Annotated in this window: 14 protein-coding genes and 1 pseudogene; 2 read left to right on the top strand and 13 right to left on the bottom strand. The window is 35.4% G+C overall.

What is annotated here, in order from left to right; genetic code table 11:
- Positions 1 to 251: 251 nt before the first annotated feature.
- The 5 genes and pseudogenes from AC4BHA_RS17550 to AC4BHA_RS17570 form a co-directional block, all read right to left on the bottom strand.
- Positions 252 to 683 (bottom strand): WapI family immunity protein, encoded by a 432-nt coding sequence (locus AC4BHA_RS17550; protein ID WP_490558993.1) that lies wholly within the window; start codon positions 681 to 683, stop codon positions 252 to 254.
- Positions 684 to 1,501: 818 nt separating this feature from the next.
- Entirely contained in the window at positions 1,502 to 1,822 is a 321-nt protein-coding gene (locus AC4BHA_RS17555; RefSeq protein ID WP_066102026.1) for a hypothetical protein, read from the bottom strand.
- A 275-nt stretch (positions 1,823 to 2,097) separates the two neighbouring features.
- Positions 2,098 to 3,540, bottom strand: a complete 1,443-nt coding sequence (gene hpaB, locus AC4BHA_RS17560; RefSeq protein ID WP_490552170.1) for a 4-hydroxyphenylacetate 3-monooxygenase, oxygenase component — start codon at positions 3,538 to 3,540, stop codon at positions 2,098 to 2,100.
- Between the two features lie 108 nt (positions 3,541 to 3,648).
- The gene (locus AC4BHA_RS17565) at positions 3,649 to 4,434 is read right to left on the bottom strand and encodes a glucose 1-dehydrogenase (RefSeq protein ID WP_139891519.1); all 786 of its coding nucleotides are present in this window, start codon (positions 4,432 to 4,434) and stop codon (positions 3,649 to 3,651) included.
- A 23-nt stretch (positions 4,435 to 4,457) separates the two neighbouring features.
- Positions 4,458 to 5,308: pseudogene (locus AC4BHA_RS17570) on the bottom strand (GRP family sugar transporter).
- A 247-nt stretch (positions 5,309 to 5,555) separates the two neighbouring features.
- Here AC4BHA_RS17570 and AC4BHA_RS17575 point away from each other — a divergent pair.
- Together AC4BHA_RS17575 and AC4BHA_RS17580 are read left to right on the top strand one after the other, a co-directional pair.
- The gene (locus tag AC4BHA_RS17575) at positions 5,556 to 6,815 is read left to right on the top strand and encodes an esterase/lipase family protein (RefSeq protein WP_490558994.1); all 1,260 of its coding nucleotides are present in this window, start codon (positions 5,556 to 5,558) and stop codon (positions 6,813 to 6,815) included.
- A 241-nt stretch (positions 6,816 to 7,056) separates the two neighbouring features.
- Positions 7,057 to 8,334: an MDR family MFS transporter gene (locus AC4BHA_RS17580; protein ID WP_139891521.1), complete on the top strand. Its 1,278-nt coding sequence runs from the start codon at positions 7,057 to 7,059 to the stop codon at positions 8,332 to 8,334.
- Positions 8,335 to 8,508: 174 nt separating this feature from the next.
- Here the strand turns inward: AC4BHA_RS17580 and AC4BHA_RS17585 are convergent, their stop codons facing one another.
- From AC4BHA_RS17585 to AC4BHA_RS17620, 8 genes are all read right to left on the bottom strand, one after another.
- The gene (locus AC4BHA_RS17585; protein ID WP_066102047.1) at positions 8,509 to 8,721 is read right to left on the bottom strand and encodes a DUF3006 domain-containing protein; all 213 of its coding nucleotides are present in this window, start codon (positions 8,719 to 8,721) and stop codon (positions 8,509 to 8,511) included.
- Positions 8,722 to 9,017: 296 nt separating this feature from the next.
- Entirely contained in the window at positions 9,018 to 9,719 is a 702-nt protein-coding gene (locus AC4BHA_RS17590) for a TVP38/TMEM64 family protein (RefSeq protein WP_490552177.1), read from the bottom strand.
- Between the two features lie 191 nt (positions 9,720 to 9,910).
- Entirely contained in the window at positions 9,911 to 10,489 is a 579-nt protein-coding gene (locus AC4BHA_RS17595) for a GNAT family N-acetyltransferase (protein WP_490558995.1), read from the bottom strand.
- On the bottom strand, positions 10,486 to 10,710 hold the full coding sequence (locus AC4BHA_RS17600) for a hypothetical protein (RefSeq protein WP_490558996.1): 225 nt from the start codon (positions 10,708 to 10,710) through the stop codon (positions 10,486 to 10,488). The genes AC4BHA_RS17595 and AC4BHA_RS17600 overlap by 4 nt, the downstream gene beginning before the upstream one ends.
- Before the next feature lie 77 nt (positions 10,711 to 10,787).
- Entirely contained in the window at positions 10,788 to 11,648 is an 861-nt protein-coding gene (locus tag AC4BHA_RS17605) for a DUF421 domain-containing protein (RefSeq protein WP_490552181.1), read from the bottom strand.
- Positions 11,649 to 11,680: 32 nt separating this feature from the next.
- Positions 11,681 to 11,866 (bottom strand): DUF1657 domain-containing protein, encoded by a 186-nt coding sequence (locus AC4BHA_RS17610; RefSeq protein WP_490558997.1) that lies wholly within the window; start codon positions 11,864 to 11,866, stop codon positions 11,681 to 11,683.
- Between the two features lie 324 nt (positions 11,867 to 12,190).
- A complete protein-coding gene (locus AC4BHA_RS17615; RefSeq protein ID WP_490558998.1) occupies positions 12,191 to 12,889 on the bottom strand; it encodes a Crp/Fnr family transcriptional regulator in 699 nt (232 codons plus the stop codon).
- Positions 12,890 to 13,067: 178 nt separating this feature from the next.
- Entirely contained in the window at positions 13,068 to 13,856 is a 789-nt protein-coding gene (locus AC4BHA_RS17620) for an HAD family hydrolase (protein WP_490558999.1), read from the bottom strand.
- Positions 13,857 to 14,034: the final 178 nt, after the last annotated feature.

Genomic DNA, 14,034 nt, shown 5'->3' on the forward strand with positions numbered 1-14,034 from the left:
TTGATAACGTTGTTACAGATGCTATTAACGCCTCTTTTAAAATTCGTTTTTTTAATAATACTATTCTATTTTACTGTGCCCCAAAATGAATCGCCCCATGTGATCAATACAGCGTTCTTTTTTTTGAGCACAGAAAAACTCCCCATTAGGTAAGCCAGATTTTTCAAACTGTCTTACCTAATGGGGAGCATAAAAAAAGACCGTCAACATGACAGCCTTGATTTTCTGCTATTGACCTGTTAATACAATAGCTACGGTTTACTTATAACTGGATATAGAGAGATTATATTCTCTAATTCTTTAATCAAATCATCTAAATATGATTGATTTGATACAAATTCAAAGGATAATACAGCACCACTTCCTGTCGGATAACAAGTCTCTCCAGACCATTCTATATGCCCCAACTTATCCATTTCACATTCAAAATAAATAAAGCTATCTAAATTTTTCAATATAGCTTTACCCGATAAATCCTTATTCATTAACTTCAAATCATTTAAAAAATCCCTAATGTCATCAGTTCTTAAACTAGCAATAAAATCAACATAATATCCAGGGATTTCAACTTTCACGTTTGAAATAACCCAGTTTCCATCCCAATAATCAAAGCTATTCGGATATTCACGAGCTATGATATCTATTTCTACTTTAGCTTTTTCTCCCAATAGATGGAATTTCATTTTACCACCTCATATTTTATAACTTATTAGCTTTGGTCATCTTGTACTAATCTGTTCCTTTAACCGAATAGCAAAAAAGAGCTGATCAACCAGCCCTTAATATGAAAGTAATACCCTCGTTAGGGAATAAGACTATTTTTCTATAATTATATAATCTTTCGTTTTAGAATATGGAATACCATGTTTGTTAGCAAAATCAACTAATTCTTTGAAAACGTCGTTGGGATTGAAATTTACAATTCGGATGGTAAGTCCTTTTTTAACTTGCATAAAAGCACCTTTGGTATACCAATTGACTCGTTTAAATTTAATCTGTTTTATTTGATGGGGAAATATACTTGTTTTATATAAAGGCCATTTAAAAAACAATATTTGATACGTCAAATAGTCATTATTTATCACAAATTTATATCTGATACATAATAAAACAAGAATAACTAAAGAAAATATCATTTGGAAGTATAATAACCAATCGAAAAAGTCAATTATTGAAATTGTCAATATCATTAATAGCACTATATACCATAATGCTACTCTTTGAGTCTTTGCGAAATAAACCAACTATCTCTCCTCCCTACATGTTCACTTTAACATAAATATCCATACTCCATTGAAATATACTGCCCCTAGCTGCATAGCAAAAAAAGAGCTGATCAGTATTACACCCCAAAAGTCAGATTTCTAACTTATTGGGGTCACTACATCACAGCTCTGATATTGGAGCGGGTACTCCCGATAGTTTCAGTTTATTCTTTCACAAAGAGAGGTAGCATTAGCTAAGTGCTTCTTTTTCCTCAAAGTTTTACTTCAGCTGAGGATTAGCTCTCCCTTTTTCTTAAAAGTTGCAAAGTCCCTTTTTTCTGTTCTTTAAAGTCCTCTAATTGTCTAGGAACATTAGTTACTCCATGATATATTGCATAAAACTCTTCCCACGGTTTTCCATCCAAGCGATAATATTTTTCTAATATATCTATATAAGTAAACAAAGCCTGTTCCACCACAATTTCAGATAGCTCATACTCGCTTGGCAATTCCATATCCAATCTTTCGCATAACAATTTTTGTATTCTCTTTGCATACTTTATCTGTCCCATGGAAACATCTAGCTTCTCATATTCCTCTTTAATGCTCACTTTCATTTGGTTCCCTTCCGATAAAAAGTCGTTACAAATTATACTCTAATTATTAATTAAAAACAGATAATTTACAATACCTACTATAATATTAAGATAATAACTAATTTAGTTTCTAATCGATTTGCAAGTCATCCCACTAATTACTAAATGTTACAAAAATCAGCTATTTTCCACAAAATCATCAATTTTATTCCATGTATGGATTAATGTAGACTTGTTGATGTGCAAAAACACAAAAAATAAAGACAGCTATCATTATCCGATAACTGTCCTCCCTCTTAGTATTCAGTTAAAAATTGATCAATTAATTTAACATATTTTTCTTTTGGGTAACTCATATAGAGCCCTGAAGCCAATCTGACTGCGTCGCCAAAAAAGAATCGTTCATACAGGGATTGCCGCGATCCGAAAGCACTCATGGATATATCCCATGCCAACCGAAAAATCTTCACTTTTTCTTCTGCTCCAACGATAGCTCCCTGCAAATACAAATCAAGATCCGCACCGATTTCTGATGAAAAATCAGCTTCTGTTGGAATGGCCATAAGCCCACTCGCTCCGATTAATTGAAGTATTTCTGTACATCTTGGATACAAACGAGCAAACAATAAAATGGATGCCTGTAACGGATTTACATCCGGTACCATCGTTCCCCACTTATCCGCCTTGGCATTTACTTCAGATGCAAGCAGCAACGCCTTTAATGATTCCAAACCAACATATATTTCACTGATTTTATCATGTATATGCTGATACTCACCCACCTGAATGGAATCAATTAGCTTTTGAGCAAGCCCCAAAATCATCTTCAGCTTGACGATTCTCCTGCTTGTAACCTGATGCGCAGCCAGTAAATGGAAGCTGCTTTCCTGATAAATTTTCTGAGCTATAAGAGGATTCTCATAAAAGAGCACTCTATCCCAGGGAACCAATACCTGATCAAACACGACAATGGAATCCACCTCATCAAAACGGGAACCAAGCGGATGATCAAATGCTGAATCACGGTAGCTAAATGGTTCTCTGCATATAAATTTCAGTCCCGGCGTGTTGCTTGGAATGGAAAATCCATACGCAAAATCTTTATTATGGCTAGCACCATTAGAAGGAAATACCAGTAATTCATCCGTAATTCCTCCCTGTGTGGCTAAAAGCCTAGCTCCATTAATAACAATCCCATCATCCTTTATTTCTGTCGTCTGCGCAGATATTGTCTGGGTAAAATTTTCAACATAATAGGATGAGCGATTTACCTGTGGATTGATAAAAGTATGGGTGAAAGATAAATCTTGCTCGCGGGCATTCTCAAATATCGTCAGCATGTTTTTAGTGAAACGTTCATCCTGCTCAGAAAAAACAGCCGCTGCAGAAGCAAAGGACATCATCACAGTATTCATGTAATCGGGTGATCTGCCCAAAAACCCCCCGCTCGATTTAGCCCATACTTGTGTCATTAGTCTTCTTTTTTCTAGATCCTCTTTTGTTTTTGGTTCCAAAAAAGAGGTCCCAACCAGATTGCCAGTAACAGGTGAACGAAATGTCATGATATCTCGGTTGGATTCCTTTAATTGCAAATCATATAATGCAGCCTGACTCTTTATGACTCCTTTAAAAGCTTGATGTTCAGAAATTTTACCATTCACTTTTTGTCCATCTATCCATATCGATGAATGAAGATTATCTATTTTTTCGATGTATTCCGATCCAGATCTTGTCGGCATAAAACTCCACCCTTGTATATTCAGATACAGTAGACTATGTACATACCATCATAATGTATGTACGAATGTCTAATAATTATCCAAAGGGCTTGGACTTTTTAGGGATGTTTATCCTCTGCCTGCCTGGAAACCTGGATATTGTGTCATTCCACCATCTACAAATAAGCTTAATCCTGTCACATAGCTTGATTCCTTCGAAGCAAGCCAAACTGCACACGCCGCAACCTCTTCAGGCTTACCGATATATCCCATCGGAATAAGATCAAGAACTTGCTTCTTCGCTTCAGGATCATTGAATTTTTCTTCATTGATAGGTGTATTGATTGCGCCCGGACATATATTATTTACGCGAATTCCTTTCGGAGCATACTCCAAGGCAAGCGTTTCACTCATTAGTTTAACCCCACCTTTACTTGCCGCATAGTGGACAAAATGGGGCCATGGAATTTGCTCATGTACAGATGACATATTAATGACGGAACCTTTTATCTTATGTTCAACCATATACTTAATGGCTTCTCTGCTTCCTAAAAAACATCCTGTTAAATTCGTGGAAATAACCTTATTCCAATCTTCAAGGCTTAATTCGTGTGAAGGCATTTCATTTTCAACTCCAGCATTATTAACCATGACATCAAGTGTACCAAATGTCTCAACTGCCTCATTTATTAACCTTTTAACGTCCTCTTCTTTCGAAATATCCGCCTGAACAGTGATGGCGTCCCCACCACAGGCTTTAATGATTCGAACAATCTCATCTAGATCTTTTTCAGTTGAACGATAATTAATAACTACTTTTGCTTTCTCTTCCCCAAAACGAAGGGCCATGGCCTTTCCAAGCCCTTTACTTGCTCCAGTTATAACAACAACTTTACCTTCTAAATCTTTATACATAGTACGTTTCTCCTCTCGACTATTTATTTCTTGGTATATCCCAATATAACGCCTCCGGCAATAACAAGGAGACAGCCTGCGATGACCATTATCAACCTTTTCTTATCCTTTTTCTCACCCAATAAGAAAATCCCCCCAAGCGTGGAAATCACAATACCTGTTTGAGAAAGAGAATAACTTGTGGCTACTCCGATTTTTGGAACTGACAGAAGAAGTGCAATATTACCCGTTGCCCAAACAAGCCCCGAAAGCATATTTCTCACTGTATATTTATCAAACGCATGCTTCCAAAAGCCTATTACAAGACCAACAATTAGCATTCCGGTAGCCTGCGGAAGAATAGCTGACCAGCCATCAATTTCATACCATCTGATAATAACAACATAGCCTATATACCCTAATGACGATAATGTCAGAGTGATTAAGCCTTTTTTTAACTGACTTCCTTCTTCATCGCTATCATTTCCGACTGAATTAAGAATCACGCCTGCAATCAAACAGCAAAGAGCCAGTATCCCCATAATAATTTGAGCCTTCGTGCTCCATTCATTAAAAACAATCAAACCAAATAAAGAAGTTCCGATTAATTGCATGCCCGTTGAAATGGGTACTGTTTTCGATACACCTATATACTTGACGCTAATAAACTGCCCTGTTTGCCCAATTGCCCACAGTCCTCCTGAAATCAACCTACAATCCAAACTGTAGGATTAAATACAGGTTCAGAAAAAAACAACATAATTACAGCAAAGAGAAATGCACCCAATGTGATTCCCAATGTTTGGCTATAAGCATTTCCACCAAGTTTTACGCTAATTAATACCAAGCTGCCCCAGCATACAGCAGCTAATAATGCTAGTAATATTCCCGACATACATATCCCACTTTCTACCCTTATAGAATCTTTTTACTTTTATATGGCTGTAAAATACCCTTATTTACCTATCCGGAAACGTTAGGCTGAATTTCCTATTTATATTTAATTCATAATTTTCCACTTGCTTAATATGTAAGCGCTAACATATAGTGATAAATGACAGAATTATTAAAATACTCCTTCGTAAGAACTCGAAACCCGTCGCTTTGTCATGGGCTACTTTTTATTTTAAGGAGGAATTGTTTTGGGATTGAAAGTAACAAATCTTATTTTGGTCACAGGATTAATCATTAGCTTTTTTGCTTTTTTGCCACAGACAAAGGCGAGTGCCGCTGAAAACCAAGGCAATGATTATCCTATCGTGTTGGTCCATGGTTTAGGTGGATGGGGAGAAGGCGAATTTTTAGGTTACAATTATTGGGGCGGACTAAAGGATGTTCCGGAGTACTTAGAAAGCATGGGCCATCAAACATTTGTAGCAAGTGTCAGTCCAGTAGCCAGCAACTATGATCGTTCAGTAGAACTCTATTATTATATTAAAGGCGGCACGGTAGATTACGGAGCGTCCCATGCCAAACAGCATGGACATTCACGTTATGGGCGCACCTATGAAGGGGTCTACCCTGAGTGGGATGCTGATCATCCGGTTCACCTTGTAGGCCACAGCATGGGAGGATTAACAACACGCAGTTTAGTTGATCTTCTAGAAGACGGCAGTGCAGAAGAACGTGACTATCATCAGGTCCACCCGAATGAAAGTATGTCCTCTCTTTTTGAAGGCAATAAATCGTGGGTGCACAGTGTGAGCAGCATTGCTACCCCACATAACGGTACAACATATGCAGATGATGAAAATAGAATAATATCTTTTGTTAAAGATCTAATCATTAATGTCGCCAGTGTTACAGGGATTAGCCAAGAAAACTTAGTATATGATTTTAAATTGGACCATTGGGGAATTCGCAGAGAACCCGGGGAGTCTTTTAAATCGTATCTCTCCAAAGTCATTAACAGTAAGATTTGGGAGAGTACTGATATAAGTGCATATGATTTAAGTACACCAGGGGCTGCTGTACTTAATCAAAAGGTAGAGACAAAATCAGATGTTTATTATTTCTCCTACACCGGTCAAACCTCCAAAAAGAGTATTTTGACAGGTCAGCATATACCATCTGCTTACACTCATTTATTTCTTCATCAACCTACCAGTTTCTTAGGGAAATTTAGTAGAACTAATCCACAAGATGGACCCATTATAGATAAAAGCTGGTGGCCAAACGATGGATTAGTCAGTACGGTTTCATCTTTTTCGCCATTTGGACAACCAGCAAAAGCCTATAATGGGGTGGCAGAAAAAGGGAAATGGAACTACTACCCTATCATGAGCAATTGGGATCATATTGATTTTATCGGCATTCTCAGCCTTAGCAGTAAAACGCCAGCCTTTAACGTTTATCCGCTTTATAAAGATATAGCTGAAAATGTACACTCATTGGATGAATAACTGCACTTTGCTTGAAAAAAGGAAGTAAAAAAATGCTTATGCCAAGTTCACTTATTTGTGAATTTGGCTTTTTTATGCTCCATCGAAAGTTGTAGATTCTATCCGTAAAATTACGGATGTAATCTTCCATTTTTAAAAATAGAATAAGAAATAGAAACAATATTCCATGTTTTCTTAATTTATATTGAAATATTATCAGAATGTTATAAAATTACATAATGGGAAAAGGGGAGGGTCAACCATGGGTTTTAAACAGTTTCACCGTACAATTAAAATACGTATTATAGAGTCATTTTTAAGTTCCGCCATTGGAGGTATGATATTTCCATTCATGGCGATTTATTTATCTTCACATTTCGGGGTAAAAATGGCGGGACTTTTATTGCTGATTAATGTGTTTGTCGGCATAGCGATAAATTTCTTTGGAGGATATTTTTCAGATAGCTTCGGCAGAAAAAAATTAATCGTATTTGCTGAATCGCTTCGATTTTTAGCATTCGTTACCATGATGATTTGCAATTCACCATGGTTTACAGAACCGCTGATTACATTCTTTATGATGACTGTTAACAGTATATGCTGGGGCTTAGCAGGGCCTGCAAATCAGGCAATGCTGATTGATGTCAGCCGTCCTGAGGAACGAAAATCGATGTATACCATTATGTATTGGGCAAATAATCTATCCATCGCTTTTGGCGGTGCCATTGGCGGATTTATGTTTAGAGAATACTTCTTTGAATTACTCCTCGCTCTTTCAATTACTTCATTGATTGCATGGACCTTAATTACATTTTTTATTGAAGAAAGCTACATACCAAATAAAACAGAGAAAAAAACACCACCCCAACATGTCAAACAATTATTTTCAAATTATCATTCTGTTTTTAAAGATAAACTCTTTGTCTTATACGTATTAGCAGGAATCTTTGTTCTATCAATGGAATTCCAATTAACAAGCTATATGAGTATTAGACTGTCAGAGGATCTATCCATTCAGAATCTATTAGGAATCGAATTTGGCGGGATTGAGATGGTCGGGTTCTTACGTACAGAAAATACGATTTTGGTTGTAATTTTAGCCCTGTTTGCGACAAAGCTTGTTTCTAATTTGAACGACCGAAATGTATTAATCACCAGCTGCATTGTCTTTGTAGCCGGCTATGCTGTGATTTCTTACTCTAATAATATCTGGTTCTTATTCGGAGCAATGTTCATCGCAACTGTTGCTGAAGTATTGCGTGTGCCCGTCCAGCAAAATTATATGGCTAATTTGCCCCCTGAACATGCGAGGAGCTCTTATTTAGCTGTAAACGGATTAACCTATAATGTGGCCAATTTAATTTGTTCTCTAACGATTACATTAAGTGCGTATCTATCCAATTTAGCTACATCCATTTTTATTACTGGTATCGGTGTAGCTGGGATTGTTATTTTTATCAAGATCGTTCCTGCTCTCGACAGAAGGATACATCCTGAAACTGAGGCAGAGATTGAGACTCCAATGAGCATAACCGATTAATCGATGAAGTAAGCTGGTTTTAAGGTAAATGGAGAATTAACCCCATTCCTCATCTGTTTTATATTGAGTTTAGGGAATCCTCTTTAGCAGAGTAAATATGTAGTTGTACACGAAAATAAAGCTCAAAGCAAAATGCTTTGAGCTTTTTTCGGCGTAAGATAGTGAAATAGGTATTTATTCAAATAAGTCTTCCAAAAGATCTTGTACACGTTTTTTCCTTCTTTCAGTCTGCGTTAAATCAAGCTTATAGTTACCATCCTTTTCAATAAGGATATCTCCTTCCCTTACATCAACAGGCAATTTGCTCAACTCAACATCCACCATACTTTTATCAGTTTTCTCACAGACTGCCAAATTACCTTCTATTCGATTAACAATTAATATCATCGTTTGTTCCTCCTTATTGCTTTGTAAAAGATATTTGCATGTTATATGTCCTCATTTGTCTTTAAAAAAGGACTCTCTCTTTTCCCTCGGCGAGTAGTAATTGGCTGGATTTGTTGCGACTTTTCCGTATCCACCCAAATATCCCCTCAATTGGTTCAACGAAAAATAGACAATATCAGTTAGAGCCATTGCATAAAACAATTAATTATGATTAAATAACAAATCCTTTTACACTAATAATGATTAACGAAAAAAAGGTAATAAGAAAGAGGGATAGTATATCATCTTCCCTCTTTTTAACATTTATTACGCATTAATTTAGTATAATCATTTTTCCTTTTATTTCTTATCTTGGAGAACAAGTAGGATGCAGACATGAGTAAAATGATTATTGCCACTATCACGTATTCATTGATTCCACTAGAATATAAACCTGCTGGAATAAGGGCCAAGATAAAAAAATAAATAAAGTTTCCAACGGCCGTACCTAATATAAACTTTTGCAATGTAATTGAACTTAATCCTGCAATTATATTAATGATGCTGGTTGGTATAAAAGGAGTAACTCTAGCAACCAATATATAAGAAACACCTTTATCTTCAATTTTTTGTAATTGTTTAGGAGAAATTTTCGACGAAAAACGATCAGTGAATAGATACCTAATGAAGATAAAAATGATCATTGCCGCCAGAACACTTGTAAGCCAGCTCCAAATAAAGCCTTTAAAAAATCCAAATACAGTAATGTTGATAGTAATCACGAGAATCAGGGGAATAATTGTAAATGAGTTCTGGATAATCATGATAAACAGCATGAAAACGTAGACATATAGAATGGAGTCCAATACAGCTGTTTTTATATATTCGTGATTACCATTTATAATGGCCTTATAAAAGGTACTTTCCTGTATTTGAACAAAAAAGAAAATAGCAAATAGGAGTAAAAGAGTAATAAAGATTTTTCTGCCATTTAAATGATTATAAATGTTTTTCTTCATCTCTCACCATCTTCTCTTTTGCCTTTTTCTTTCCAGTTTGCACTGGAAAGACAGCATATTACCCTATACCCTAAAATTTAAACTTATAGACTATTTATTCATACATTCATTCCATATTCTTCAAAAAATATTATAATAACATTTCCCGGGTAATAAAAAAAGAAGGCTCAAATTTGTGCCTCCAATATAGCTTATGATTGATGAGTCCATACTGACTTTGTATAGGCTATTTTCAACCCTGCTCTTTCCATATTATTTTGACTGATACTGCCGAAGCTCGCCTGACCAACTATTACCTTACAATTATTTCGTTTTGCCTCTATAATCCGTCGTTGTATTAAAGCTCCCTGAACCCCTTTATTTCTATACTGCGGTATAGTTCCTGCTGCAGCTAAGTATGCCCCCCTCTCTCCCATAAATAGTACACCTATGCCCGCAGGTTTATCTATATAATTAGCTAAATAAAATTTCCATCCAGGCATACCATACAGTATTTCATTATTGCGGGCGATATTTTCTTTTAAAAATAACGGCATATCGAAAGCATCTATATACAGCTCTGCAAATAAATCAAATTCGTTTGATTTAAACTCGCGTATTGAAACTGATGAATTTTCATCTCCATCTATTAATAACTTTTGTGGATCAGCATACAGATTGGTGTGTAAATAGCCAAGGTTTGCAAGGGCCGAGTAGAGAATGGATGTTGCATGTGCAGGGGTAATTTCAAATCTCGTCGGAACCCCTTTATCGTTGTATAATTGGATCAATTCAATAAATTAATATCTTTATCCATTATTCCTTTTATTTTGTTAAATGCTAGACCTGGGATATTTTGAGCCACAAAAGCTATCGCATTACCGAACTTTCGTATTTCTTTACCCATAGGATTATCCGGAATTTTTTCTATTCTTGATAATCTCGAATAGAATGCGTCAGTTTCAACTTCTTCAATCCACTTTGCTAATTCGTTAGTTACTACTTGCATCATTACCCTCCCTCTTTACATTCATTGTAAAATATACCAAAAATAAAACAAGGAACTTCCATTTTGGATGTCCCTTGTCCTTAATGCTTTAATATATAGGCGACCTTTTTAATTGCTTCCTGCATTTTTTTACTATTTTTTAGATACATCTGTTTTGCTTCATTGTCATCTGATGATAGTGCTAATAATTCTAAATCTGCCTGGCATTTTTTCATCGTGGCATATAATAGGGGTCTTTCCTGAGGAGATGGAACACGAATCTTATCGTCGAACAAATCGACTGTTAGTTCACCATATGTATTTACTTGTCCGATGAATACATTATCCAATGTCACATTCATTTTAGCTAATTCATTGTTCAGCCATGACTGATTTTTGCCAATCCGTATAAGTGGTTCAGATAAGATTACTCCATCCATTATAACCGTTTGTGGCTCTCTTTCTTTTGGAACCTTCATATTCAAGTCTTTTGCTGTTAATGGTCTATTTTCTTTTTTCAATAGGACATTCAATACTCCGTTTGCCTCTAATACAGCATAATCTACTTCTGAAATATCAAAAACACCATTCTTACGACACATCTCTAGTAATTCATCAGTAGTAACTTTCTCTTTCTTTAAATTACCTTCCAAAACCTTACCATCCTGCATTAAAACAGTACCATTGCCATCAACAAAGTCACGCAACTTCTTGCTTTTTAGAGTGATCCGGCCTGATACATAAGGAATAGCTGCTGTTGCAACAATCGCGATGATTCCCAGATGGATTTTTTGGTCCAGGCCTGTCACAACTTCAGCTCCAATATTCCCTATTGTTATTCCTGTGACATACTCAAACATAGATAACTGGGCTATCTGCTTTTTCCCGAGTATTTTGGTGATGATGAATAAAATTAGTAAAAAAAGCACGGATCTTACTATGACATCTAACCAATCTGGCATTTCCAATACACATCCTCCGAATGATAAAGAGTTTAGCTTGTTAATATTTCGACTCTTTTTTTAATATCTGTAACAATCTCTCCAACAAGCAACATTGCCTGATGCAAATCCGCAGCAGACTCTTTTTGTTCTGTATTTAACGCTAAAATTGATAGACTAGCTTCAATTCCTTCAAGATTTGCCAGGCATATCCTTACTGTTGCTTTAACAGTCATCATTCCTACCTCCACTACATAAGGTAATTACCCATTTTATTTTAGTATGTGCTCTAATATTTCTTCTATACTGTCCTTGATGCAGAAGGGCCGGCTTTATTAGCCGTTCGAATATATGAGTATTCATTTGTGGCCTATTAAATCTTCCTCTTCCATTAAATCGGTTAGTATTACGGCGTTTTTTGCTATTGCTTCCTGGAAAAATGTTCGGTATTATACACACGATCTTTACTTAACGCTAAAGCTTCAAGGTTTCCCTGTTTATGTTTATGTATGCTTTTCAAAAATAAAAAAGAGTATATTTCATTTGAATATACTCTTCACTTATTATTCATAAATATTATTTTTTGCTATTTCCTTTAGCCTATTGAGATCCTTAACAAATAATTTACCATTCGATCTACTGATTATATCCTCATTGCAAAGGGTTTTTATTACACGGTTTAAATGTCGATAGCTTGTTCCAACCATATCCGCAATATCCTTTAAACTTGAACCTACAGCTTCTTCATGATAAACCTGACGCTCACCATCTGTAGTTGTTGATAATAAAAAACTAGCTAATCTTACTTCAACAGGATATAAAAGATTTAATGTTGCTGCATCAGTTTTAGCACGGAATCTACGTGTAACCACATCTAGTAAAAAGGACAGAAACCTTGCATCATTACCTACAGTTTGTCTAATGGTTTTAAACGGTATTTTCAACACCAGACAATCAGTACTAGCTTCAATCGTATGAAGTACAAGCGTACCTTGTATATATTCAATATCACCAATAATTCCTAATGATTTTTGGAACCGCAATATTAAGCGTTTATCATCAGGCGTAATGGTATATATTTTAACTTTTCCTTCAACGAGAAAATACATATCATTGATTTCATCGCCTTTAGAACAAATCAAATGTCCTTTTTTTATTTGCACAACATCAATATCATTTAAATCAATGCCAGAAAAAATCTCACACATATCATATTTTTTTAGATACTTTAAAATGAACTTCTCTCTTTCAGCTTTTTGCATCAGATGTTTCACCTTCAATTATTTAACCTTCGTTTGTCAGTAATCTTCCCTATTCCATCACGAATTACGAGTAGAAGTATAGCTTTTATATTTGAAATGGTAAATATATAATCATTTCCAACCAAAATAAGAGTGACCTTTTCTACCAAAGTCACTCTACTTTAAATCTATCAAATTATTATGCAATCAGTATATGTTCTTTAATCGTTTCGATCACGCCTGACTGATTATTTGTTTTTGTTTCAAATCTGGCTATGTCCTTTATTTGATCATGGGCATTTCCCATCGCAAAGCTATAATAAGCACTTTGCATCATTTCAAGGTCATTTAAATAATCACCGAATACCATTGTTTCATTCTGGTGTATATTTAAAAGCTCTTGTACTCGCTTTATGGCGATGCCTTTATTGGCACCCGCATTCATAATATCCATCCAAAAATAGCCACCGATCGTCACTTGATAATCCTTTTTATATGAAGTAAAGAAGGTTGCACTGTTTTGCTCAGCCCCCTTGAAATCAAGAAGGCTTACCTTTAAAATCTCATCTTCTACAAGCATTAAATCTTCAACCAAATCACATCGGGCATAATATTTATTTACTTCTGCAAGTGCCTCTGGTTCCGACCTTTCAATATAGGCTGCTTTTTTCCCACAAAGGACGATATGTACTCCCTCAATGGTTCTTGCTATTTTTATAAATTTTCTTGCCTCTTCAAGGTTTAATGTATGAGAATATAACTCTTCCCCTTTATATACAACATATGTTCCATTCTCAGCAATAAATAGCATTTGTTCTTTTATATCATGAAATCTCTCTACAAGATTATAATATTGACGTCCACTGGCTGCTCCAAAAATAATCCCTTTCTTTTTTAATTTATAAAAAACTTCATAAAAATCCTCAGGGAATTGGTTATGATCATCTAAAAATGTGCCGTCCATATCTGTTGCTATTAATTTAATCATGTAATGCCCTCTCTCCTCGATGCTATTTATAAATTTATTATAAATGACTTCTACCTCTTTTACATGATTCAAAGTATTTTCCATTATCGGTCTCACTTTTTAGAAAATTTTTATATTTATTTTAAAGCCTTTATTGGGACATATGTCCTTGTAAGTCAGTTTGTTATATAAGTATAAT

The sequence above is a fragment of the Pradoshia sp. Z3_51 genome (assembly GCF_058215915.1).